The organism is Acinetobacter sp. AS167, assembly GCF_037152175.1.
In the GTDB taxonomy this organism is placed as follows: Bacteria; Pseudomonadota; Gammaproteobacteria; order Pseudomonadales; family Moraxellaceae; genus Acinetobacter.
In genome coordinates, this window is the sequence record NZ_JBBCMP010000001.1 from 566,760 (window position 1) to 592,228 (window position 25,469).

The window sequence follows — 25,469 nt, forward strand, 5'->3', positions numbered from 1 at the left end:
TGTTTAGGTGGTTTTATGAGCTTTGAGTTAGACCAAGATGGTCATTTAGTAGATTACACCATTTGGAATGAACAGGTTGCCCAAGAGTTAGCACAAAGTTTAGATCTACAACTGACCCCATGGCATTTTGAAGTGTTGCATGCAGTACGTCAATTTTATACCCAGTTTGGCCACTCTCCTGCGACTCGTCCACTGATTAAATTTTTAATGAAAACGATCAACCCAGCAATTGATAATGCTGTTCTACAAGATAAGTTTAATACAGGACTGGTTGCCCGCCATTTAAGCCGTTTGGCGGGTATCCCTAAACCTGCAAATTGTTTGTGATCAATGCATAAAAATTGATTCGTTTAATTCAATATGAGATCAAACCCATCAATATAGCGAGTAAATATCTAAATTGGCGATAGCATAATTATTTCACTTTTTTCCTGAGAAAATCCCATTGGTATTTAAAAAAATATTTTAGTGTTTGATTTGGATTGACTGCAGTTTTATTTTTTAAATTTACGCCATCCGAATGATCATAATCTAAAAAATTAGCTGTAGTACCCTGTATAAATTGAAAGCTCGATCCTTTGGCTGTAATTTTCTGTGATTCAAACAAATGATCTAATCCAAAACGATGCCCTAATTCATGTACCACGACTTGATTAAATATATTTTGAGGACAGTTAAATAAAGTAACGCTGTCACCACCAGCACCAACTGCATTCTTTATTTCTACAGTTGTTACGAAAACATAATTTTTAGTCGCTAAGTTTTTATCTTGATATTTTTTATAAAACTTAGTTAAGTCACTTAAAAAATAACCCGTGTCATTTATATTTAATTTATTCAAAGATATATTAACATCATCGTCTTTGCTACGATATTTGTTTAAATCAAATGTTGGGGCATTTTTTATTTCTACATTAATTAAAGCTTGGTTAAATGAGTTATGCTTTAAAAAATTTTCATAATCATGTGAACGGCTTGGTTTTTTTCCATCAGTTATAACGTCTACAAAGATAACTGATATAGTAGGAATCACAGCATTATGATAAAGCATTAGCTTCCCAACTTTCTCTTGGGTCTCTCCTTTTATTGCTGTTACAATGATTTCTTCATGTTTTTGCAAAGCACCTGTGCACTTAATATTCACTATTTCTGAAGCTAGATAATAAATCTCTTCTTCTCTTTTAGTATCTTCGCCTAAATCTCGGGTCATTTTTTTGGCGTAAATAAAATCTTCGACACTGAACTCTGCTGGTTCAATAATAATATTCGGATTTGAAACTTCAAACTTAATCTTTGTTCCATCATTTTTTAATGAAAAATTATTTTCTGAATCTAATAGTCTCAACTCTAAATTAAGCCTAATCCCTTGATTGACAGAATTAGAACTATTGCTATCCTCTTGTGAGCTTGGGTACATTGCTAACCATGCAGGGATATATTCTGTGCCAAATGGGCTAATTTTGGTAATTTGGTCTTGGGTATATGTCGCTTTTAATGATTGTATCGAACCACTAACTAAAGCAACTTTGTTTCCAAATTTTGTTGTTGCATTCGGTCTATAGTTGGTTAATTTTTTAAAGTATTCTGGTCTGTACCAATCAAAACCATAACTTCCATCATATATGTTATCTTCACATCTTCGAAAATGAATCGTAAACTTCTGTAGGCACGTATCACAGGTACTTCCGACTGTTGGGCTTGAACCAATTCCCATTCGATTACTCCATATTAAATATTTTATAAATTATTAAAATTTTGCATCAGTTAAATAAGTATATAAAAGTGAATGACTTGATCAAAATTATCTGTTTAAAAAATCGCTCAATTCGCTATCAAGCAATAAACCTTATTTTCTAAACTAGGATTACAGTTACTGTTTTTCATACTTTTACTTATTATTTTAAATTATATTTTTTTTAAATTGAACAATCACATATTTTATATCTTGTTAACAAAAATCAAAAAACAATATAAGTAATTAAAAGTTCAAATTACTTGCAACGCTTCATCTAAACATTCTCACAAACACTTAAGATAATGAGTGCACCTGCTTTTAGATTTTTATGATATTTACCAACAACTTAATCTAAAATTAATTCATGATAAATATTAAAAATCATCTAAGGAATAGCAATCAAGCTAATTTTTTCTGCGCTAAGTATTGGAAAAACGCAGACGTAACGATTGGCTTCACCTGTCTCGCATTCACAGCCTGCTGACATTCTGAACATACCAATATCGGAGTAAACTCATGTCCACAGACGCTATGTTGATACACCATAGGCGCACCCAGCCCCTCATCCATCCATTTATCCGCCCATGCCACCATGGTTAATAAAATAGGATATAGATCTAAACCCTTATCAGTTAAGCGATATTCATAACGCTCTTGTCGATCTACATAAGCCACTTTAACCAATATTTCATGCTCAACCAAACGTTTTAGGCGTTCAGACAATACATGTCTTGTCACACCTAAATTTTCTTGAAAATCATCAAAACGACGTAAACCCATAAAAGCATTACGTAAAATAAGCATGGTCCATCGATCACCCAATACAGATAATGTACGCGCAATTGAACACGGTTGATTGCCTATTTCTTCCCATTTCATACGAAGTTCCAAATTACATTTGTAAATTTAAAATACCATTAATGAATACTATGAAATAAACAGAAAAAGAAAGATAGTATTTCAGGGATTTTTTTTACATTCATTGAAATTGAGTTATAAGTGCTTATGCTTTAACAAGGATGACTCACAACTAAAAGTAGCGTTAGTCAACATTTAAAATGCTGGGATATTTTTTAATGCTCAAAAACAATAAAAGCCCAATTCTGGGCTTTTATCTTAAAATTAAATTTTATTTATTCAACAATTTGTCCACGACCCCAAATTTTTTGAAAATGTTTGCTCGGCGTTTTGGATAAATACTGGCCTTATTTAAATCACCCTTGTAATGATCAAATACCCGCTTATCCATGATTTTAAACCACCACGACGGGATCATCGCTGGCAACAGCATACTTGCATAACCGCTTGGCAATTCAGGTGCTTCATCAAAGTGACGTAACGCTTGGAATGGGCGTGTCGGAAAGGCATGATGGTCTGAATGACGTTGTAACTGATACAAGAATAAATTCGTTACGATGTTGTTATTGTTCCAACTATGCTCAGGCATTGTGCGTTCATATTTGCCATTTTCATCTTTTTGGCGCAACAAACCATAATGCTCAATATAATTAATGATCTCAAACAACGTAATACTATAAGCTGATTGAGTTACCAAATAAGGCAAAATACCTTTACCGAATAACCCAACCATAGATGAATGGAATGCTGCGGTCATTGTCCAGCCTTGCAATAACTCATTATCTTTAGACCAAAATCCAAGGCCCTTACGTTTAAGACGATTGGTTTCAATTTCAATCGCTGATTTAAATGAACCAATGACGGTACGTGGTAAAAACTCATAAAGCGTTTCACCCATTTGCGATGAAGCTGGATCTTCAGGTGTAGCAGCGCGTTTATGGTGTCCATAAGGATGTTCGATACGGAAATGGTTATAACCTGATGGAACCAATGCTAAATGCGATAAAATATGATCCATACGGTCATGCTTATGGCTTAACTCATGTGCTGTGTTAATAGCAATACCATTAATTGCACCCATTGAGACACCAAGCAAAATCTTATCTAAAAGAGATGTTTGTTTACGTCCAACCAAATAACATGCATAAACATTGGCGACATATTGGATCGGAATAAAGGATTTGACCAAACGTGAATAATACGGATCTTGCTCAAGTAATTTTACATCTTCACTGGTCGGATTGTTTTTATCCTTACCAATCAATGAATCTATGGCTGGAATAATCACATGCAGTACAAGTGGCCCACCCAATGCAAAAACTTTTTTCAGTGGCTTAGGTGCAACATGATATCCCGCTAAAATTCCTAACCCAATCACGGGAAGTGATGGGCTAATCATCCAAAGATAACGCTTTTTATCAAGTGCCAAACCTGACTTTGGTTTTAATTCTTGCAATTGCTGCTCTGTCAGTTGAACTGGTGCATTCATGGCTATATCTTCCCTATCTTTCTACTTAGTTATATATTTATGTAAAATTCAACTTAAAGACAGTTGTAAGCGTCCATAAAACCTATGAAAAAGTCTTTGGCATCTTCAACATAGAGTTTGTCCTTTGCGCACATGTTTTAATAGCATGAAACATTTTTATTATTTGAGAACAGGAAATTTGAACTGAATCTATGGATGCTTTAAGTAAAATTTTTGATGATATTCATCTCAACCATTCAGAATATATTTACCTTCAAGCTCAAGGTGATTGGTCATTTCAGAGCCCAAAACAAGATGCCGTGATCGCGCATATTGTTCTGTATGGAAATGCTTATTTAGAATTTTCACCCAAAATGAATGTTGCACTACAAACCGGTGATATGTTTTTAATTCCAGCAGGTTTAGCACATACTGTAAAAAATCACTTAGACACGCAGTTGGTTAAAAGCCTAAATATAGAATCACTCTTTGATGGATTAAGACAAGACGCAATTGAATTTGGTCAAGGAAGTTCTGAGAAGACATTAATCCTCTCTGTACGTTGCCATATGAATGCAATCATGGCTCGCCCATTGATCAATGCACTCCCACCATATTTGCATATTCAAAATGCCTTGAGTGATGAGGCGCCTGAATGGCTTAAAATTGGATTATATTTTGTTTCTGCTGAAACGCGTAGAACTATAGCGGGAAAAAATAAAATTATGGATCATGTCGTCAGTATTTTGATGATTGAGTGTGTGCGTGACTATATTGAGCAAATGCAAGATCACAATAACTGGTTAAATGCCCTCGTACATCCAGAACTTTCAAATGCACTAGCAGCCATCCACAGTCGCCCAGAACAGAGTTGGACCGTAGAAAGCTTAGCTGAAACTTGTTGTATGTCACGTTCTAAATTTGCCAGCTTATTTAATCAAATTATTGGTGAAACACCTTTAGCTTATTTGCAACAGCATCGCTTACGTCTTGCCAGTCAGTTGATCAAACAAGGACAACTGCCTATTCAACAGATTGCCCACCAAGTGGGATATTCATCTGAAACTGCATTTAGCCAGGCGTTTAAGAAACAATTTGAACTTAGCCCAAGCCAATATCGCAATCAGATCTAAAAAAGATTAAAGACATACGCTAATCAGATCTGACTGATATAGCTCCTGTACTAATTTTATATTTAATTTCACATAAAAAAAGCGCCGAGGCGCTTTTTTTATCCGAGAAGATCAATTATTTAATTTTTGCTTGTGATTTTAAATAACGCGAATAATCATCTAATAATTGTTCACCACGGAACTTCTGATACATTTGCGTAAGTTGTTGAATTTCAGCTGGATCCATCTGAGCAGTGTCTACTTTTTTCACATTCGCTACAGCCACAACAACTAACTCATTTGGTAGCTTGGCAGTGCTGACAGACCACATGCCTGCTTTAGGTACTGGCTGGCTAAAGGCAACACGCTCGATCTCACGCTTAAGGCCTTGTGAACGCGTAAATGTTCCCGCATGGACAAAATTAGATTGGTATTTCGCAGTAACTTCTTGAGCTGGTAATTTTTTGAAATCCGCAATCATGGCATTTAATTTTGCATGGGCAGCATCGAACGCTTTTTGTTCAATCAATTGTGCTTTTACACGTGCAGTTGCTTGCGCTAGAGGTTGTATACCTGCTGGGTGATACTTACGAACTTTAACCCATACCACATCGCCGTTGGCAGTTTGGATGTTACTTGAAGCCGTCGTATTTCCGCTTTTCACATCTTCATTAAATAATTTAGATTTAACAGCAGGATCAGCAAGAACTGGATTGGTTGTCGTTAAATTCACATTATTCGCAGATTGAATTTGAACTGTCTTAACTGCTTGTGAAACTACATCCAATGCATCACTGTTAACCACTTGCTCATTTAAACTATTTACAGTGTCAGAGAAATAGTTAGCAGATTTATTCTTTAAAACCTCAGCAGTCAATTCAGCTTTTTTTGAATCAAACGATGGTACTGAATCTACGGGTGTATTCACTTCAATCAAGTGATAACCGAATTGAGTTTTAACAGGCTTAGAGACTTGACCATTGCTTGTTGAATTCACAGCTTTATCAAAATCATCACCAAAGGCACCTGGCGCATAGGCAGCAAGTGCACCACCTTTCGCCTTAGAATCAGGATCTTCTGAATATTGCGCAGCAGCTTGAGCAAATGACATACCTGCCTGAATTTTTGCATACACTTCATTTGCAAGTGTCGCAGCTTGCTCAGGCGTACGAGAATCAGTTGTAATCAGGATATGTTTAACATCTCGTTTCAAACCTTGCTTATATTTTTCTGTAAACTGTGAATATGCCTGTTGTAACTCAGCATCAGTCACTGCAGCATTTGGCTGTGTCAATGCCGCAGGGCTTAACACCACATAATCCACATCCACTGAAGCAACTTGTTTGAACTTATTTTGATGCTTGTTGTAATAATCAGTAATTTCCTGATTGGTCACATTAACGTTGGTTTTATAGTCATCAAGTTTAACGCTTGATAAAAATAATTCACGTTGTTCAGATTGCAGATTGGCAATTTGTTGGATATCTAATTTACTAATCAATGCATTATCTGAAATTGTAGAACTTAGAATGCTTAAAGCAAAATCTTGGCGAATATTTTGGATAAATGCTTGGCTTGTTAAACCCTGTGAACGTAAATAGTTTGCATACAATGTATTGGAAAACTTACCATTTTCCTGAAAGGCAGGAATTTGCGCAATTTTCTGTTCAATTTGAGCATCGCTCAAAGTCACACCCAATTTATCAGCTTGCTGTCTTAAAAGACTTTGACTAATCAGATAATCAAGTGCTTTATTTTCAATAAATTCTTTATTCAATAATGATTCATCCCCATGAACAGCAGGATTTGCCAATAATTGATCTGTATAGCCTTTTGTAACCGTTTCTAACTCTTTTTTAGAAATATCTTGACCATTTACAGTTTTAGCTACGTCTGCTTTTTGCCCACCGCTGAAATAGCCTTCAATACCAACCACAGCAAATGGCGCTAAAAATAACACAAGGAGAACTTTACCAAACCAGCCCCTTATGAGAGTGCGAAACGATTCCATGAGTATTCCAATATTATATTTCGTAAGGATTCTAACTGAAATTGTGAAATGAATGAACGAGCAATCACTGATAATTTAATATATTTCATAAAAAACGCGCCACGAAGGCGCGCTTTCAATAAGCTCAGATTAAGCTACTGAGTCTTTTAAGCCTTTACCAGCTTTAAAGCTAGGTACTTTGCTTGCTTTAATCTGAAGCTCTTCACCAGTTTTAGGGTTACGGCCAGTACGAGCAGCACGGTCTTTAACACTGAATGTGCCAAAGCCGACTAAAGTCACTGTATCGCCTTTTTTAAGCGCTTCACCAATTGAAGCAATAGTCGCATCTAATGCTTTACCAGCATCGGATTTTGACAATCCCCCTTTTTCTGCAATCGCATCGATTAATTCTGATTTATTCATGAAGATTACGTCCTCTTATATCGTTTGTTTAAGTTCCAAGGCTGTAGATCAAAGGCCATGACGACTTTATAGCAATGCTTTGGGGGGAAACGCAAGACTCCAAACCCGCTTTTCACAAAAATTACGACTAAAATTTACGATTTTTTTGGATTAAAGGTAATTATTTCATTTTTTTTAGCAATTGTTCACGTAAGTTTTGGTTATCTTCTGCTAGCGCATCAACCTTATTGTGGAGTTCCAGTATCAAACTTTCCAAATGCTGAAGATCTTTCGCAGTTACCAAACCGATTCTATTTAATGAATGATTTACACTCTGATCTAAAAGCTTTTCAACCTTATCTTTGGTTTCTGCAACAGATTCTTTGGTTTTTTCAGTTACTTTATTGACTGTTTGATCAGTGACTTCAACTGTCTTGGACTCCAGCTCCTCCCCCACTTTGACTAAGGAATCGAATAGTTTGTTGCCCTCTTCTTCCGCTCTTGAGAACGCTCCCAATCCAGCCAACCAGATTTGTTTTGTATATTTTCTGAAATCTAATGCTGACTTTTTATGATTTCTAGGCTTTATTTGAGATTCATTAAATTCATTTTGATCTTGGTAAAGATCAGGTTGTTCCTTGTTACTCTTTTTCATATCTTGCTCCATTTACCCCAAACTCCAGCGTGTAATGACCCATATGACCAAATTAGGTAGAAAATATTGCTATATTATCAAATAAAACTATTGAACCTTTTGCTAAACTGTTCTACAAAGCAAAGTAATTGTTTTTAATGTTAAGGAACACTTGGCAATTCGACAATGCTTATTAAGATAATTTTTATATCATTGTTGAAATATTGTGTTTCATGTCATGGATGAGATTGTTTTATTTTTTAGAGATCGGACTCTCTGTTTTTGCTATAGGAATTTTTTATGAATGAATCGCAACAAAAGCAAGGTCATTCTCGTTTGTTGCTAAACATTGTCATGATTATATTGGAAACCATTTATTCTTTTGTATTAAAGCATGATCGTGTTGTTCGCTTACAGGCAAAAAAATTCGTCGAACAGCAGATTACAATTAAAATGAATAGCTATATTCCTTATTTTGACTTTTATGTTCAATTTACAGATCGTGGTATTCTTTTTGATTTACAGCCTCCAGAAAAAGCCATTGACCTTTCTGTGAGTAGTACACTTATCGATTTCATCCAAATATTTGTCTTTGCTAATCGTCGTAGCATGAAAAAAATGCGCCTGGATGGCGATAACCTCCTCAAGGAACAGTTTCGTGATCTCGTTGTACACTTAACTGCACCTAAATTGCTTTCAGACTGGAAGCAATGGCTAACCAATCCAGATGATGATAGCCAGACAAAAGCATCAAAAAAACGCATTGCTCCTTTGCTTGAAAAGATTGATCAGCAACGTTCTAAGATCAATACACTTCAAGTTGAAGTAAAACAATATCAAAATCGTGTTAAACGCTTGCAGCTCAACCAACAACGTTTATATACGGCTTTAGGCGTATTGGGCTTTCTATTTATAGCATTAGTCGTGTATAATCTTTGGCAAATATTTTCATAAAACTTGAACAAAAATTGAAATTTAGCCGCATTTTTTGTTCAAGTAATAAATTCTGACTAAATTAGTCAGAATTAAAATTAAAAATACTTGACTATTTTAGTCAGGATTCATAAAATTCATACATCTAGTCTAAAACATGTGTATCGAATCATGCGCCTAACTACTCGCGGTCGCTATGCAGTGACTGCACTACTTGACTTAGCACTGCAGCCACCTGAACAAACGATTACGCTTGCAGAAATTGCAAACCGCCAAACGATATCTGTCGCTTATCTTGAACAATTGTTCGCTAAGCTTAAGCGTCACGGCTTAGTTTCAAGTGTTCGTGGAGCAAATGGCGGTTATCACTTAGCGCGCCATGCTGAAGAAATTACTGTCTTAGAAATTATTGAAGCTGTAAATGAAACTGTCGATGCGACACGTTGTGACCACAAAGGCAATTGCCAAAATGGTGCAATGTGTTTAACTCACGATTTATGGCAAGAACTCTCTCTCCATATTGCCGATTATTTAGCTAAAATCACCCTTGCGGATTTAGTCGCTCGTGACAATGTACAAACCGTTGCGGTCCGTCAAAATTCAGCACCTCTTGATTCAGCCCTTTTATCGGTTACAGGTATTTGACATGAAACGTCCGATTTATCTTGACTATGCAGCAACTACGCCTGTTGATCCTCAAGTAGCAGAACGCATGATGGAGTGTTTAACCTTTGATGGTACATTCGGTAATCCTGCTTCTCGCTCACATGCTTATGGATGGCAAGCTGAAGAAAAAGTTGAATATGCACGTGAACAAGTCGCAAATTTAGTAAAAGCTGATCCACGCGAAATTGTATGGACTTCAGGTGCTACTGAATCTGATAACCTTGCCCTTAAAGGTGTTGCTCAGTTTTATGGTTCTAAACGCAAACACATCATCACAAGTAAAATTGAACATAAAGCAATTTTAGATACTTGTCGTGAATTAGAAGAAGAAGGTTTTGAGATTACTTATCTTGAACCTGAACCTAAAACCGGTTTAATTACACCAGAAATGGTTCAAGCTGAACTTCGTCCAGATACGCTACTTGTTTCATTGATGATGGTGAACAATGAAATTGGTACTGTGACAGATGTTGCTGCAATTGGTGAGTTAACACGTGCCAATAAAACTTATTTCCATGTAGATGCAGCACAAGCTGCGGGTAAAGTTGAAATCGACCTTTCTACCATGAAAGTTGATTTGATGAGCTTCTCAGGTCATAAGGTTTATGGACCTAAAGGTATTGGTGCTTTATTTGTACGCCGTAGCCCACGTGTTCGTATCAAAGCACAAATTCATGGTGGTGGCCATGAACGCGGTATGCGCTCAGGTACACTTGCAACCCATCAAATCGTCGGTATGGGTGAAGCATTTGAACTTGCTGGAAAATCTTTACAAGCTGAACAAACACGTTTACGTGTACTGCGTGACAAACTTTGGAACGGTTTACAGGATTTAGAACAAGTCTTCTTAAATGGCCACCCTGTATACAATGTTGCAAACTACTTAAATGTTAGTTTCAACTTTGTTGAAGGTGAATCATTGATGATGGCGTTAAAAGATGCTGCTGTATCTTCTGGTTCAGCATGTACATCCGCAACACTTGAACCTTCTTACGTACTTCGTGCCCTCGGCCTTTCTGACGAGTTAGCACATAGTTCAATTCGTTTTAGCTTTGGTCACTATACGACTGAAGAAGACATTGATCATGTAATTAAGATTACTAAAGCTGCTGTTGAGAAATTGCGTGAGCTTTCTCCGCTTTGGGATATGTACAAAGAAGGGATCGACTTAAGTTCAGTTGAATGGGCTGAACATTAAGTTCCTTGAAATCAAAACGCGGCATTTTATTGAAAATCAGTAAAATGCCACCAAATTAGATTGTAGAAATACATATTATCAACGCTGACCCCGAGGTTTGGAGAAGCAACATGGCTTATAGCGAAAAAGTAATAGATCATTACGAAAATCCTCGTAATGTAGGTGTTTTGGATAAAAATGCAGAAAATGTTGGTACAGGCATGGTGGGTGCACCTGCATGTGGTGATGTAATGCGTTTACAAATCCAAGTGAATGACAGTGGTGTAATTGAAGAAGCTCGCTTTAAAACTTATGGCTGTGGCTCAGCAATTGCGTCTAGTTCACTCGTAACTGAATGGTTAAAAGGTAAAACGCTTGACGAAGCACAGGCGATTAAGAACATCGATATCGCAACTGAACTTGCACTTCCTCCTGTAAAAGTACACTGTTCTGTGCTTGCAGAAGACGCAATTAAAGCTGCTGTTGAAGATTACCGTAGCAAGAAAACTAAAGCCTAGTATCTGTTCGTCAAATTTAGCAGATGATTTTTTAACGGAGTTTTCATGATCAATCTAACTGAAAATGCTGCAACTCATATCAGCAATTACTTAAAGAATCGCGGTAAGGGTGAAGGTATTCGTCTTGGTGTGAAAACTTCAGGCTGTTCTGGCTTAGCTTATGTACTTGAGTTTGTTGATAATATCGATACGCATGATCAAATGTTCGAACAGTTTGGTGTAAAAGTTTTTGTAGATCCAAAAAGTTTGGTTTATCTCGATGGTATGGAAATGGACTATGTTAAAAATGGTCTAAATGAAGGCTTCGAGTTTAACAACCCAAATAAAAAAGGTGAATGTGGCTGTGGTGAATCTTTCACTGTATAATCCGCCCTGCTTTTTCTCATGTTAAAACAGTGTCTTGCACTGTTTTAATCACATTTAATTACACCGTTTTCCTGTAAAACATCGTGGATGAGTATCCCCCATGAGTCATTTTGAGTTGTTCGATCTCCCAGAAGCACTCGATATTGATTTAGCGATATTAAAAGCTAATTTCTTAAAACTACAACAGCAATATCATCCTGATAAAGCTGAAAATAAAGACAAAGCTTTGATTAAATCAAGTGAAATTAATCAGGCATATAAAACTTTGTCCAATGTAGACAGTCGTGCTGCTTATCTACTTTCACTCAAAAAGCAAGATCACCACTTAGATCAATCGATTAGTGATTTTGAGTTCCTTCAGTCTGCTTTAGAAATTCGTGAGCAGCTTGATGAAGCAACTAATACCGAACAGTTGCATTCTTTAAAAAAAGAAGTGCGACAATGGATTGATGGCTTAGTTCGTGAATTCAAAATTGATTTTGAGGATGAAGATTGGGCTGAAGCGCGTGACACTGTGCGAAAGTTACGCTTTTTTCAAAAAGTCATGAATGATATCGATAAAGCTGAAGATCAGCTTTTAGATGATGAAGATTTTAATTTAGATGATGATTTCTAAATTTTAGCTTTGAATATATGTTTTAACCGAATTTGTTTTTAGTATTTATTTTAAGGATGTGACAAATGGCACTCTTGCAAATTGCTGAACCAGGACAATCAAGTGCGCCACACGAACACCGTATTGCGATTGGTATCGACTTAGGGACAACCCATTCTCTAGTTGCTACGGTATTATCAGGCAAAGCCAAAGTGCTGAACGATGAGCAAGGTCGTGTGTTACTTCCTTCTATTGTACATTATTCTAAAAATTCAACCGAATACGGCGATGCAGCAAAACCATTCATCACTGCTGACCCTAAAAATACCATTGTTTCTGTTAAGCGCTTTATGGGCCGTTCCAAAGCGGATGTTAAATTTCAACATCCATACACACTTGTTGGTGCTGAAAATGAAATGCCAGCTTTTGAAACAGCTCAGGGGCGTAAAACACCAGTAGAAATCTCCGCAGAAATTTTAAAACAACTTAAAGACCGCGCTGAACAAAGCTTAAGCAACCCTGTAAATGGGGCTGTTATTACTGTTCCAGCTTACTTTGATGAAGCACAACGTCAAGCTACAAGAGATGCAGCTGAGCTTGCTGGTTTAAATATATTACGCCTACTCAATGAACCAACAGCTGCGGCTGTTGCATATGGCTTGGATCAAGAGAGTAACCTAACAACAGATCGTAACTATGTCATTTATGATTTAGGTGGCGGTACATTTGATGTGTCTATTTTACGCTTTTCTCAAGGTGTGTTTGAAGTTTTAGCCACAGGCGGTCATACAGCACTGGGCGGCGATGACTTAGATCGTCTTATTGTTAAGTGGGCAAAAAAACAACTCAATATTGAAGTTTTAGATGATGCAGAATATGCGCACTTTATTGTTTCTGCGCGCAAAGCCAAAGAAGCATTAAGTGATGCAACATCGGTTGATATTAAAGTTCTGACACATCACCTCACTTTAGATCGCACAACATTTGAAGAAATCATTCAAGTGGCATTAGATAAAACGATCAATGTATGTAAACGTGTCATGCGTGATGCAAAACTTGAACTCGATGATATTCAAAATGTAGTTCTTGTTGGTGGATCAACCCGCTCTTATGCTGTACAGAAAGTCGTGCGTGAAGTATTTAAGCAAGAGCCACTTTGTACTATTAATCCTGATGAAGTTGTAGCGATTGGCGCTGCCATCACTGCAAATCAGCTCATTGGGAACTCTAAAGATGGCTCATTACTTTTAGATGTTACTCCGCTGTCATTAGGTTTAGAAACCATGGGTGGTTTGATTGAACGTTTAATTTCACGTAATACAGCAATTCCTGTTGCACGTCGTCAAGAATTCACCACATATCAAGATGGTCAAACTGCGATGTTAATCCATGTCTTGCAAGGTGAACGTGACTTAGTTGAACATTGCCGAAGCTTAGGCCGTTTTGTATTGCATGGTATTCCACCAATGACTGCGGGTCAGGCACGTATTGAAGTTACTTTTCAAGTCGATGCTGATGGTTTACTTACTGTTTCGGCCAAAGAAACCACATCAGGGGTCAATGCTCAAATCGACATTAAACCTTCTTATGGTTTATCAGAGACAGATACTGAACGTTTACTTTTAGACGGTTATAAATTTGCTGAAGAAGATAAAAATCTTCGCCATCTCAATGAAACCAAAGTTGAAGCTCAACGAGAACTTGAAGCTTTAACACAAGCGTTAAAGATGGATTCTAAACTTCTCAGCACTGAACAACTGACTGCGCTCACTCAAGCGGCTGAAGCCTTAAAAACTAAGCTTGAAACGAACGATATCAAATTAATTGAACATGCTGTTGAACAGTTAAAAACTTATAGCGATGCCTTTGCAGCAGAACGTATGAATCAACACATTGATCATGCACTCAAAGGCACCAAACTTGATGATTGGTCTAACTCAAACTAATTTAAGGTAACGACTATGCCACGTATTAAAGTACTACCTCATGCAACGATTTGTCCAAACGGTGCTGAGTTTGAAGTTAAACCAAATGCCAATCTATGCCAAAGCCTGCTTGATAATGGTATTAAAATCGAACATGCCTGTGACATGTCTAAAGCATGTACCACTTGCCATGTAATCGTACGCAAAGGCTTTGATGAGCTTGAAGAAATGGATGATATTGAAGCCGATTTACTCGATCGCGCTTGGGGCTTAGAACCCGATTCGCGTCTGTCTTGCCAAGTTAAAATTACTGATGAAGATATGGAAGTTGAAATTCCAAAGTATACGATTAACCATGCTTCTGAAAACCACTAAGTTGCTTTTCATATAGACATAAAAAACCACTCTTTATGAGTGGTTTTTTATGTCTAAGCAATTTTTAATGGCTTAGGCATTTCATTTAATATTTAATAATTTTACAAATAATTTGAGTTCACTTCATCTTCAATATTAAGCTTTGCAACGCCTTGAGAGTTGGTAAGTTTTTGCTGAACCTTAATCCGTTCTACCATTTTTTCTAATACTTCAACCAGCTCAGGATATTCAAAGTTTTGTACTTCTTCTAAATTCAGCACTAGGTGGAAGCCTTTATACTCATAATCAAACCATTGCTGATTTTCATTCTTGGTTGCAGAGTATTTTTCCATCACTTGCCAAGTGCGCACCTTACCTTGAATCCCTTTCAGCTCAATCGGAGTTTTTGGTGCACAAAGATAATCATTTTTAATCAGCTTATAGGTTTCGTCTGAAACCAAAATTTCATCTATATCCGCAGCATATTGCAAACGCGCTGCTAAATTAGCATCTCGACCAACAATGGTATAGGCCATGCGATGTACAGCACCATAGTTTCCGACGTGACAATAACCTGTACTTACCCCCATTCGAATATGTAAAGCTGCATAGCCCATTTTCACCCAACGTTCACGAAGAAATTTCATCTGCTGACGCATTGCAATTGCCATATCAATACAGTTTTTCGCATCCTGCTCTACCCCTTGTGAATCAGGATCGCCAAAGAAAATCAGGATTGCATCCCCCATAAACTTATCAATGGTTGCACCATATTGCTTGGCAATTTCAGTCATATGACTTAAATAATCATTTAATACAAAGGCCAAATCATCTGGAATCAAAGTTTCTGATAGCTCAGTAAATCCTTGAATATCAGAAAAGAAAACTGTAATTTTTTTACGTTTATATTCAATTTTTGCTTCAGTATCGCCGCGCATAATCGCTTGCCAAAGCTGTAATGGCGCATAACGACTGAGTTGATTTGACAACTCAATATAGCGATTCATTTCATTAAAATAGGTGTTTTTCTTTGTTTCTACACTTTTGATACGACGATTTTGATAATAATTTCCAATATTTACAAACAAGATGATACTAATAAAAGAAAGAACGGATAGTTCAGGGCTAGTTTGCTGAAAATAATCATAAAAACCAAAGATAAAAATAATATTGGTATAAAACACAACAAAGGCAATTAAAATTGCCAGAGAGCCCATCATAAAAGAAATTTTATTATTAATCGCAGTATAAATCAGGGCAAATAACAATACAAAAGTCACCACCAGACTTAAATGAACAGCAGCTAATGCTGTAGAAACAACAATGATATCAATTAAAAAATAGACATTTTTTCGAATTTTAGAACCATATGAATATTCCAGCCAGCGTGATAACTTAGGACTGATAATAAAAATAAAGCCAATGAAAAAAGGCACGTAAAATTGATAACTTGCAATTGGGGAAGTGAAATAATAAACCATAACCAACAAAGCAATGATTAAGTACCCCATAAATCGCTGGAATATTTCAAATTGCTTTGGTTCTTTATCTAACATACGTTCAAATGGCAAAATATTTTACCTCGAATGTCATTTTATTAAACACTTCCTTGTGCTGTTTACACTTAATCCATACGCCAATCGAATGGCATATCACCTTGGCCACGTAACGCCAACATTAACGTTTGACGCATATGTGCTAACACTTCATTGCTATAAGGAACTGCTTGCAGACCAAATACAGGCTTAGGCCAAGCTACATCATTCTGATAACGAACTACATGATGAAAATGTAATTGTGGCACCATATTTCCAAGTGCTGCGACATTCATTTTATCTGCACGAAAAACACGAGACAACTGGCTAGATAACCAGCTAGATTCTCGTAAAAACTGCTCTTGGTCAGCTTGACTTAGTTCATATAACTCAGTGATACCAGGAACACGTGGAATAAGAATTAGCCACGGAAATTGCATATCATTCATTAAACGACATGTTGAAAGCGGAAAATCGCCTACAAAAAAAGTATCTTGAGCAAGTTGTGGATGCAAACTAAACATATCTTTATAAATGACGCAAAATTAAAAGGATGGCTAATACTAACACATCGGTTTTCGTGTGAATATTGGTTATCTTGTGTTTTGGTACAAATAAACACAGTTTGTTTTGAACCTGATCACAATTACACTTTAAAGAATCACAGAATTTTTTCAAGTGATTTACCAGAAAAAATTCATAAGCACTTTCAATCTCATACTGAGCATTATTTAAGCTCAAATTCCAGATAAATTAACGCTTTAATTCTGTCAGTAAATTGTTTAACAAATCCTGAATAAACTGAATTCTTTTGTCATTCTCTTCAAGCATCACCATCACTTTTAAGCGTTGCCCACCGTCCATACGAAACCAAGTTGGATGCTTTTGCATCAGTTGAATAATACTGATCGCTTGCACCGGAGTATCAGGTGAAAATTCGATCACTCCACCATTAGCTCCTATATCAATTTTAGTAATTTCCAACGCCTCAGCCTTAATCCGAATTTGATGGACACTAAACAGCTGTTTTACTGGCAATGGCGGTACACCAAACCGGTCAATCAACTCCATACGTATATTGTCAAGTTTATCTTGAGTATCGGTATTACTAATACGTTTATAGAACATAAGACGCTGATGTACATCTCCCAAATATTCATCTGGGATCAAAGCAGGCATATGTAGTGTAATTTCTGAAGTGAGTGAAAGTGGTGTATCAAAATTAGGGGTCTTACCCTGTTGAATTGCTTTGGTCGCTTTGGCCAACATTTCCATATATAAGCTATAACCAATTGCATTCATTGAACCACTTTGTTGTTCACCGAGTAGCTCACCAGCACCACGAATCTCCAAGTCTTCCGTAGCCAGCATAAAGCCAGCGCCAAGATTTGAAGCTCTCTGAATGGCATCTAAACGTTTTTCTGCATCACCTTTAAGGCCTTTAATCGATGGCACCATCAAATATGCATAGGCTTGATGATGTGAACGTCCAACACGACCACGCAATTGATGTAATTGAGCTAGGCCAAGTTTGTCTGCACGTTCAATAATAATCGTATTGGCATTAGGAACATCAATCCCCGTTTCAATAATCGTTGAACAGACCAGCACGTTAAATTCTTTGTGATAGAACTGTTGCATGATTTGCTCAAGTTCACGTTCACGCATTTGACCATGTGCAACAGCGACACGAGCCTCTGGTACAAGTTGACGAATATTTTCCGCAGCACGCTCTATGGTATCCACTTCATTGTGCAATATATAAACCTGCCCACCACGTAACAATTCCCTTAGAATTGCCTCTTTCATGGTTTCATTGGTTTGTTCATTGACAAAAGTTTTAACGGCTAAACGACGTGCTGGTGGTGTAGCAATAATCGAGAGATCACGCATCCCACCAAAAGCCATATTCAATGTACGAGGAATTGGTGTTGCAGTTAACGTTAACATATCAACATCTGCGCGCATGGCTTTAATACGCTCTTTATCACGTACCCCAAAACGATGTTCTTCATCAACAATCATTAAACCTAAGTTTTTAAACTGCACATTTTCCTGAAGAATTTTATGCGTACCGATAACAATATCGACTTTACCATCGATTAAGTCATCAATGATTTTGGTATGACTTTTATTAGTTCCAAAACGAGAAAGTACCTCTATACGAATTGGCCAATCGGCAAAGCGATCTTTAAATGATTCAAAATGTTGTTGCGCCAATAAGGTGGTAGGTACCAAGACAGCCACTTGCCTATTATTTTGAACAGCAACAAATGCCGCCCGCATCGCCACTTCCGTTTTACCAAAGCCAACATCACCACAAACCAGTCGATCCATTGGTTTGGCTTGTTGCATATCATATAAGGTCGCTTCGATGGCATTGGCCTGATCCAGTGTTTCCTCATAAGCAAAACCACTGGAAAATTGCATATATGCACTTTGATCCAACTCGAAACTAATCCCAGGTTTAGACTGACGACGTGCTTGGATATGCAACAATTCAGCTGCCACATCATGAATCTGTTCAAGTGCTTTACGTTTTGCTTTATTCCATGCATCTGTACCCAATTTATGTAAAGGCGCTAAATCAGGATCACCTCCACTAAAACGGCTAATCAGGTGTAAATTGGTCACAGGAACATACACTTTTGCATCATCTGCATAGTTTAATTGCAGAAACTCATAGTCTTGTTCATCAATATTTAAGGTAACTAAACCTGCATAACGCCCAACACCATGATCAATATGCACCACTGGCGCACCAATATTAAGTTCCGTCAGACTTCGAATAAGAAACTCTTCTGAAACCTCTTGTTGACGTTTTCTACGGCGCTGTACTACACGGTGTTCATATAGTTGGTTTTCAGAAATAACCGATAGATCATTGCTGATGACCAACCCACGATCCAAAGGTGCATTGGTGATCGCCACAGAGAAATTAGATTGTTGAAATACAGCAAAACTTTCGACAACTGGAATTTCACCTAAACTTGCACGTAAAGCATCTTTTAATGTTTCACGACGTCCAGCACTTTCAGCCACCAACAACACTGGATGATTGGCCTCATCCACGTACTGTTTAACGGCTTTAAATGGCTGTTCTTGTTTAGGGTCTACAGGCAATCTTGGCGGTAATTCAACCGACAAATTGATACAACCTGCTTTTAATTCAATGGCTTCTGTTGAGGCAATAATTCTTGAAAATTGATTTAAATATTCGAATAGTTGATTCGGTTGTATAAAAATTTCTTCAGGTGGTAATAACGGCTGATCAGCATTATGGCGTCGGTCTTCGTAACGACGAATTACATCTGTCCAAAAACTCAACAATCCTTCATCAATGTGCTTATCTGTAATGACAATAGAATTACTTGGGAAGTACGAAACCAAACAACTTTGTGTTTGCATGGCTTGCTTTGAGAAGAATAATGGGAAGTAGAAATCTAATCCCGGAGAAGCAATACCTTCTAACACATCTTGATAAATTGGATTTTTTTTAGGATTTGCTGTTGGAAAACTTTCGGCATAGCGATCACGAAATGTTGAACGCGCTTCTTTCAACGGAAATTCTTTTGCAGGAAGTACAGTAAAACGTTCTAACTTTGTCGTTGTTCTTTGCGTTTCAGGATCAAAAAATTTTAAACTGTCTATTTCATCATCAAATAAGTCAATACGAATGGGTGCATTCTGCCCAGAGGCATAAATATCCATAATACTACCACGTACCGCAAACTCACCATGGTCATAAACAGTATCAACCAAATGATAACCCGCTTGAACTAATTTTAATTTTTGTTGTTCTAAAGCAAATTTCTGACCAACACGGATATCAAAATGCTCACCCAATACCCATGATGTAGGGGCAACACGTTGTGCCAAAGTGGTTGCTGATACCAATAAAATACCTTTTTGTGGCATATTGGAAAGTATCGACAGTCTTTCAGAGACAATATCTTGGTGTGGAGATAAACGATCGTATGGCAATATCTCCCAATCTGGAAATATTGTTGGTTTTACCCCATAGAATTCTAATTCACTTTCCAACTGCCCTAAGTGCTGATTATTTTTCGCAACCAAAACAAAGAGCTGATCCGATTTCTCTGCAATCTCCTTAAACAATAAGGCAGCAGATGAACCGAGCATTGTGCCGATCCAGCGTTTTTCGCCTGCTTTCAGTTGTTTTAAATTGAGGTCAGAGATTTCTTGTTTAAACATAATCGCATAGGGTCTAAAAGACATGAGCAATAGTTTAACATGATGACTTTATTCAGTTGAGTGATTTTATTTATTCTATTTGTCTAAGTAATGACTCAACTACAGTATTTTTCCCATCAGAACATAATCCACGCTTACTATAAGACAAACTAGCAGGATCACGAACCTGTGGAAGCTCTTGCCAAATGAGTTGCGAATAACCATTTAATAACAATTAAAAATCTAAGCAACATCACATATGATTCTTTGATGAAATATTCTGATTCCATCAAATGTTATCCATGCCTTAAGTTGATTTATTTTTCTCGTTTAAATTGTTTATAATAATCATTGAGTTTTTGTATAATTTTTTTGAATTGTTTTAAATTTTCTTCTGTATTGCCAAGCCTTTGCACATAGTTGTTTGTTGCGATTTCTAAATCAATCTTTTCATTGATCAAAATTGTTTTATAAAACAAGGCCTTTAAATCATCAAAATTATTGAGTTTTCGGTTAGAAAAGTATTCCAGCCTTTCAGATAACTCACGATTTAAAACAATACCATCTACAATAAAACCGTGCTCAGCATCAATTTGAATATTATTTTCTTGTAGAAAAACTTGCTCAGGACCGTTTTTACTACCCTTAAATAAGGTTGCAATTTTATCAAACATCATTAAAACCCAATTAAATCAATGATTCACCATAACAAACATGACTCAAGTTCGCAGTAAAAGGCCACTTTAAAGCGACCATTTACCTAAACATAAACCATCAGCGTTATTCGTCACCCAAAGCATCTAAGAAATCGACAGTAGGCACAAAGAATAAAGTTCCTGTCACTGCTGTACTAAAATCTAATAAACGATCTAAATTACCCTCTTCATCACCTTGAAACATGTGCTCTAACATTTGTCGAGTCACACTAAATTTGCGTGCATAACCAATAAAGAAAGTACCATACTCATTTTTAGATGGATTTGAAAACGGCATATTTGCACGCATGATTTTAATTTCATTACCATCCGCATCATGTGCCTTACTTACTACATTGTGTGCTGTTTTAGGTTTTACATCATCACTCAACTCAAGATCATTAAACTTTTTTCGTCCGATGACTTTTTCTTGTTCTTCATCACTTAGCGCGCGCCACTTGTCCATATCATGCATATATTTTTGAATAAATGCATAACTGCCACCTTTAAAGTCTGGATCTTCATCACCCACTAGTGCATATTCAGCCGCAATTTCAGGCTCTGGGTTTTCGGTCCCATCGACAAAGCCAATAATCGCTCTACCGTCAAAATATCGAAAACCATTCACTTCATCTACTGGGTAACTTACAGCTTTTAATTCAGTATTGATCATATCTGCCATTTCAAAACACAACGCTTGGCGATCAGCGCGAATATGGAAAAACAAATCACCTTCCGTTGAAACAGCCGTATATTTTGGCCCTTTAATTTCTTTAAACTGTTCTAATTCTTGTGGTTTAGCCTGATCAGGAAATAAACGCTCCCACGCATTTGCCCCAAATCCCATGACCGCACTAAATTGTGCATCTGGATAACGGTTGGTTAAACTACGCGTCAATGCAGAAAAATTTGCCGCAAAATCAATTACTGTATCAATTACTTCAGCCCCAAGCCTTAATCCTAAAACAATAAATAAGGCATTTTCCCCTGGACGATTCATAACAGGTTGAATTCGAGTTGAAGTCATAATATATCTCAAAATATTCTATTGGTTACAATCTAACATAGGCTGTTTTAAAGCTTAAGTTTTTATCGTTAACAATCCACTAATTCACAATATTTATATCGATATAAATGTTATGGAAAATAATTAAAGCAATAAGTTTTGACTTATTTTGTTTAGGCACATCGATTGTAAGTATTTTTAAAACTACTTTAGGTGATAAGCATAAATTTTAAAATAACAGTCTTTCTGATCAAACACGATATTCAAATGCTGCAACAAAGTACGAAGTTGATCTGTTTGATCTAAAATCAAATCACTGATCAATCTCCCCCTCGACTTGCTCAGCATAGGCTTTACAATTAAATATTCAATTCCAATAAATACAGGCATAGCATCGTGATAGAAAGGATGCCAATCACCTATATACCACGGAATTTTCTTCAAAAATTTATCTTCAGCTTGTTGATCTTTATTTTCAATCACCAATTTGACAATAAATGCAGGTGGAAAATCCAAGTCTTTCATTGCATGTAGAAGTTTGAGCCATTTTGAATCACTCATACAAGATACCAACTGCCGTTGATACACGACCTGTTGAATTTTCAAAATATACTTTAAATAGGCTTGTTCAGTCTTTAAAGCATTTATATGATTTCGATATTCAAGATAATTTTCTTGTAAACCCATATTTATCCTTCAATTAAAAGCACCTGTTTAGATGCTTTTAACACATAGAGTTAACCATATTGTTTCTGTAAATAACGTACGATTACTGCTGACTCAAAGAGTTTTTCACCTGTATTTGGATCTTCTAAATAAGGCACTTGAATATCTTGCTTTGCACGCCCCATAACAGGAATAATTTTTTCACGTTTTCCGCCCACCAAAGCAAAATATTTACCAGGTTTTAAACGTAAAACTGCTGGTCCTAGATCTTGCCAACACTCTTTAGCCACATTATGAAAGATAAATGGAATTTCTAATTCAGTTAACTCAGCACGCACAACACGTGTATAGGGACTTGCTTCAAACCCCCATAACTCCAATAATTGCGCTGGGCTTATACGATCAACAATTTTTTTATTTACCCAAACCCCTCGCGCACCATTAATAATAGTTCCCACCATGGCGACCGTTGGATATTTAGGATAATGAGAATATTTCTTTGGCGTTTTGCCGGTTTTACCATAGTGCTTAAATAAGTAATCAACAATCTTTTTTGATTCATACATTGCTGTTCCCGTGTTTTCATCAACGAAATACGGAAAACGCAATTTCCCCCCTTTTTCTTTTACAACCTGACGATATTTAGTCCCACCTTTAGGGCATGGATAGACTTCATAATCCAAATTGAGCAAGGTCATTACTTCTCGTACACGGCGGCAAAATGGTGAACCTTCAAACTCATATAACTTTAAGGCCTTTTCTGGCTGGTTTGGAAATGGTGTTCCAGTTACACCACGGCCTCCCTCAGTCAGTGATGAAGCCAAAGCTTGTACAACTTTAATTTGATGATGTACCATTTTATACCCCCTAGATGATTGTTTTCGCTTAAATAAAGCTTTTTATAAATCCACTAATTTTTCTTTTGAAACCACAATTCCATTGTTATCTACATAGATATATTCACCAGAATTGAAAGTGACACTACCAAAATACACAGGAATATCGACCTCACCTATGCCTTTACGATTGCTTTTTTGTGGAATTGTAGCCAATGCATGAACGCCTAGATCAAGTTCAACTAGTGCATCTACATCACGTACACAGCCATAAATCACTACACCATTCCAGTGATGCTTAACCGCTGATTCAGCAATCATGTCACCCATCAAGGCACAACGCATGGATGCTCCACCATCGACAACCAAAACCTTGCCTGTTCCATCTGTAGCAAGTAACTCTTTCACTCGTGAGTTATCTTCAAAACACTTGACTGTCACGATTTGACCACCAAAGGTTTTACGAGCTCCATAACTTTTAAAAAATTTGCCATCGAGAGATGGAATCAGGGTTTGGATGTCTTGGTCTGGGTGATCATCTAATAAATCACAAGTTACAAAAGGTACTTTAGTCACGTTATCACTCCATTATTTGCTATTTTGTATACGTAAATTATCATAAATTTCAATTTTTTGAGTTTGTGTTTGAGCAACCTCGATCATAGTATGAGCCACTTGTTGTGCTGTCACTGGCTTATATTTAAAAGAATTGGGTACCAAATGCGAAAATTTACCATATAACTTTTGCGCTACATCTTCCAAGAATCGCTTTTCATTCCGATCACCAAGGAGTAATGATGGGCGAATAATAGAAAAACGATATAAGTTCAACTTTTGTATATAGTCCTCAAGTTCACCTTTGACTTGATTATAAAAAATTGGCGAGCTGGCTTTTGCCCCCATCGCACTGACTAAAAGTAAATGAGTTTCAGTCATTTCAAATAAATCTGCAAAATGTGCATTGATCTCAAAATCAATATTATAGAAAGCTTCTTTAGAACCTGCCTTTTTAATGGTCGTTCCCAAACAACTGAATGCATGAGTGTAACCGCTGACATCTTGATCATTGAGTAGAAGTAAGTCATCCAATACAAATTGTTCAACTTTTTTAAATTTTGAAAAGTCTGGATTTTCTCGTCGCACAACAACTGTAATTTTTTCACAATCAGCCAATAAATTGAGCTGCTCAATGAGACGCTGTCCCACTAAACCTGTTGCTCCAATCACAATCGCATTTTTTATCGAATTAGTCATTTTTTAAACAATCTCCTAGATTTATTACTAATCTAACGTTTTATTTCAAATTTTTCTTCAACAAAAATGTTGTCAAAGCATGTCAACACTTGACTTTACTGGCCTCTTTAATCACAATATGGCACTTGTTTACGGGCTGGTGATAATCCTCTGATGTGGTTTTCAGATGTGGTTTCAGCCCGCCCAGACCCATCTAATTCAAGGAGTGCACGAGTGGCAAACTCTGCTCAAGCAAAAAAACGTGCTCGTCAAAACGTTAAAGCACGTAAACACAACGCAAGCTTGCGTTCAATGGTACGTACTTATATCAAACGCACAATCGCTGCTATCGCTACTGGTGAATATGCTGCCGCAACTGAAGCTTATAAAGCTGCAGTTCCAGTTATTGACCGTATGGCGGATAAAGGTATCATCCATAAAAACAAAGCTGCTCGTCACAAGAGCCGCTTGAATGCACAAGTTAAAGCGTTAGCTAACTAATTTTTGCATGTAAAAAGAGCCCTTTAAAGGGCTTTTTTTGTATGTAAAATTTGACTATAACGCTTTAAAA

Annotated in this window: 26 protein-coding genes; 11 read left to right on the top strand and 15 right to left on the bottom strand. The window is 36.8% G+C overall.

The features are described 5' to 3' along the window. Window positions 1-15 precede the first annotated feature (15 nt). Complete coding sequence (locus WFN33_RS02735; protein WP_004821403.1) at window positions 16-327, top strand: TusE/DsrC/DsvC family sulfur relay protein; 312 nt, start codon at window positions 16-18, stop codon at window positions 325-327. 88 nt (window positions 328-415) lie between these two features. Here the strand turns inward: WFN33_RS02735 and WFN33_RS02740 are convergent, their stop codons facing one another. From WFN33_RS02740 to WFN33_RS02750, 3 genes are all read right to left on the bottom strand, one after another. Continuing rightward, window positions 416-1,714 (bottom strand): reprolysin-like metallopeptidase, encoded by a 1,299-nt coding sequence (locus WFN33_RS02740; RefSeq protein ID WP_336951303.1) that lies wholly within the window; start codon window positions 1,712-1,714, stop codon window positions 416-418. A gap of 420 nt (window positions 1,715-2,134) precedes the next feature. Beyond that, window positions 2,135-2,614 carry a winged helix-turn-helix transcriptional regulator gene (locus tag WFN33_RS02745; protein WP_336951305.1) on the bottom strand — a complete coding sequence of 160 codons (480 nt, stop codon included), beginning with the start codon at window positions 2,612-2,614 and terminating at the stop codon, window positions 2,135-2,137. A gap of 250 nt (window positions 2,615-2,864) precedes the next feature. Then, entirely contained in the window at window positions 2,865-4,082 is a 1,218-nt protein-coding gene (locus WFN33_RS02750; RefSeq protein ID WP_336951307.1) for an alkane 1-monooxygenase, read from the bottom strand. A 191-nt stretch (window positions 4,083-4,273) separates the two neighbouring features. Between WFN33_RS02750 and WFN33_RS02755 the strand changes: the two genes are divergently transcribed. Next, window positions 4,274-5,194, top strand: coding sequence for an AraC family transcriptional regulator (locus tag WFN33_RS02755; RefSeq protein ID WP_336951309.1), 921 nt, complete (start codon window positions 4,274-4,276; stop codon window positions 5,192-5,194). Between the two features lie 115 nt (window positions 5,195-5,309). Here WFN33_RS02755 and WFN33_RS02760 read toward each other — a convergent pair whose 3' ends face one another. The 3 genes from WFN33_RS02760 to WFN33_RS02770 form a co-directional block, all read right to left on the bottom strand. Next, the gene (locus tag WFN33_RS02760; protein ID WP_336951311.1) at window positions 5,310-7,184 is read right to left on the bottom strand and encodes a SurA N-terminal domain-containing protein; all 1,875 of its coding nucleotides are present in this window, start codon (window positions 7,182-7,184) and stop codon (window positions 5,310-5,312) included. A gap of 129 nt (window positions 7,185-7,313) precedes the next feature. Further along, a complete protein-coding gene (locus WFN33_RS02765) occupies window positions 7,314-7,586 on the bottom strand; it encodes an HU family DNA-binding protein (protein WP_004720620.1) in 273 nt (90 codons plus the stop codon). 160 nt (window positions 7,587-7,746) lie between these two features. Further along, window positions 7,747-8,232, bottom strand: a complete 486-nt coding sequence (locus WFN33_RS02770; RefSeq protein ID WP_419327510.1) for a phasin family protein — start codon at window positions 8,230-8,232, stop codon at window positions 7,747-7,749. 267 nt (window positions 8,233-8,499) lie between these two features. Here WFN33_RS02770 and WFN33_RS02775 point away from each other — a divergent pair, with 267 nt between their 5' ends. The 8 genes from WFN33_RS02775 (at window position 8,500) to fdx (ending at window position 14,754) form a co-directional block, all read left to right on the top strand. Further along, window positions 8,500-9,153, top strand: a complete 654-nt coding sequence (locus WFN33_RS02775) for a hypothetical protein (protein ID WP_336951315.1) — start codon at window positions 8,500-8,502, stop codon at window positions 9,151-9,153. 150 nt (window positions 9,154-9,303) lie between these two features. Further along, a complete protein-coding gene (locus WFN33_RS02780) occupies window positions 9,304-9,777 on the top strand; it encodes an Rrf2 family transcriptional regulator (protein ID WP_336951317.1) in 474 nt (157 codons plus the stop codon). 1 nt (window position 9,778) lies between these two features. After that, window positions 9,779-10,996 carry an IscS subfamily cysteine desulfurase gene (locus WFN33_RS02785; protein ID WP_336951319.1) on the top strand — a complete coding sequence of 406 codons (1,218 nt, stop codon included), beginning with the start codon at window positions 9,779-9,781 and terminating at the stop codon, window positions 10,994-10,996. Between the two features lie 110 nt (window positions 10,997-11,106). Beyond that, window positions 11,107-11,493: a Fe-S cluster assembly scaffold IscU gene (iscU, locus tag WFN33_RS02790; RefSeq protein ID WP_004720629.1), complete on the top strand. Its 387-nt coding sequence runs from the start codon at window positions 11,107-11,109 to the stop codon at window positions 11,491-11,493. 45 nt (window positions 11,494-11,538) lie between these two features. Continuing rightward, on the top strand, window positions 11,539-11,859 hold the full coding sequence (iscA, locus tag WFN33_RS02795) for an iron-sulfur cluster assembly protein IscA (protein WP_004720632.1): 321 nt from the start codon (window positions 11,539-11,541) through the stop codon (window positions 11,857-11,859). Window positions 11,860-11,959: 100 nt separating this feature from the next. Continuing rightward, window positions 11,960-12,475, top strand: a complete 516-nt coding sequence (gene hscB / locus WFN33_RS02800; protein WP_336951322.1) for a Fe-S protein assembly co-chaperone HscB — start codon at window positions 11,960-11,962, stop codon at window positions 12,473-12,475. 65 nt (window positions 12,476-12,540) lie between these two features. Further along, window positions 12,541-14,400 (top strand): Fe-S protein assembly chaperone HscA, encoded by a 1,860-nt coding sequence (gene hscA, locus WFN33_RS02805; RefSeq protein ID WP_336951324.1) that lies wholly within the window; start codon window positions 12,541-12,543, stop codon window positions 14,398-14,400. A gap of 15 nt (window positions 14,401-14,415) precedes the next feature. Next, complete coding sequence (gene fdx, locus WFN33_RS02810; RefSeq protein WP_336951326.1) at window positions 14,416-14,754, top strand: ISC system 2Fe-2S type ferredoxin; 339 nt, start codon at window positions 14,416-14,418, stop codon at window positions 14,752-14,754. A 101-nt stretch (window positions 14,755-14,855) separates the two neighbouring features. On the opposite strand, the gene WFN33_RS02815 is transcribed toward fdx, so the two are convergent. The 9 genes from WFN33_RS02815 to WFN33_RS02855 form a co-directional block, all read right to left on the bottom strand. After that, on the bottom strand, window positions 14,856-16,304 hold the full coding sequence (locus tag WFN33_RS02815) for an adenylate/guanylate cyclase domain-containing protein (protein WP_336951328.1): 1,449 nt from the start codon (window positions 16,302-16,304) through the stop codon (window positions 14,856-14,858). A 53-nt stretch (window positions 16,305-16,357) separates the two neighbouring features. Then, complete coding sequence (locus tag WFN33_RS02820; RefSeq protein WP_336951330.1) at window positions 16,358-16,792, bottom strand: HIT domain-containing protein; 435 nt, start codon at window positions 16,790-16,792, stop codon at window positions 16,358-16,360. 229 nt (window positions 16,793-17,021) lie between these two features. Continuing rightward, window positions 17,022-20,483, bottom strand: a complete 3,462-nt coding sequence (mfd, locus tag WFN33_RS02825; protein WP_336951475.1) for a transcription-repair coupling factor — start codon at window positions 20,481-20,483, stop codon at window positions 17,022-17,024. A 296-nt stretch (window positions 20,484-20,779) separates the two neighbouring features. After that, window positions 20,780-21,136: a hypothetical protein gene (locus WFN33_RS02830; RefSeq protein ID WP_336951332.1), complete on the bottom strand. Its 357-nt coding sequence runs from the start codon at window positions 21,134-21,136 to the stop codon at window positions 20,780-20,782. Window positions 21,137-21,242: 106 nt separating this feature from the next. Beyond that, entirely contained in the window at window positions 21,243-22,184 is a 942-nt protein-coding gene (locus WFN33_RS02835) for a Dyp-type peroxidase (RefSeq protein WP_336951333.1), read from the bottom strand. A gap of 183 nt (window positions 22,185-22,367) precedes the next feature. Beyond that, entirely contained in the window at window positions 22,368-22,850 is a 483-nt protein-coding gene (locus WFN33_RS02840; protein ID WP_336951335.1) for a DUF6678 family protein, read from the bottom strand. Window positions 22,851-22,900: 50 nt separating this feature from the next. Continuing rightward, window positions 22,901-23,686 carry a glutathione S-transferase N-terminal domain-containing protein gene (locus WFN33_RS02845; RefSeq protein ID WP_336951336.1) on the bottom strand — a complete coding sequence of 262 codons (786 nt, stop codon included), beginning with the start codon at window positions 23,684-23,686 and terminating at the stop codon, window positions 22,901-22,903. Window positions 23,687-23,728: 42 nt separating this feature from the next. Beyond that, window positions 23,729-24,241: a ribonuclease E activity regulator RraA gene (rraA, locus tag WFN33_RS02850; protein ID WP_336951337.1), complete on the bottom strand. Its 513-nt coding sequence runs from the start codon at window positions 24,239-24,241 to the stop codon at window positions 23,729-23,731. 12 nt (window positions 24,242-24,253) lie between these two features. Beyond that, complete coding sequence (locus WFN33_RS02855) at window positions 24,254-24,919, bottom strand: nucleoside-diphosphate sugar epimerase (protein WP_336951339.1); 666 nt, start codon at window positions 24,917-24,919, stop codon at window positions 24,254-24,256. Between the two features lie 213 nt (window positions 24,920-25,132). Here WFN33_RS02855 and rpsT point away from each other — a divergent pair, with 213 nt between their 5' ends. Beyond that, window positions 25,133-25,399 (top strand): 30S ribosomal protein S20, encoded by a 267-nt coding sequence (gene rpsT / locus WFN33_RS02860; RefSeq protein WP_004720657.1) that lies wholly within the window; start codon window positions 25,133-25,135, stop codon window positions 25,397-25,399. Window positions 25,400-25,469 lie beyond the last annotated feature (70 nt).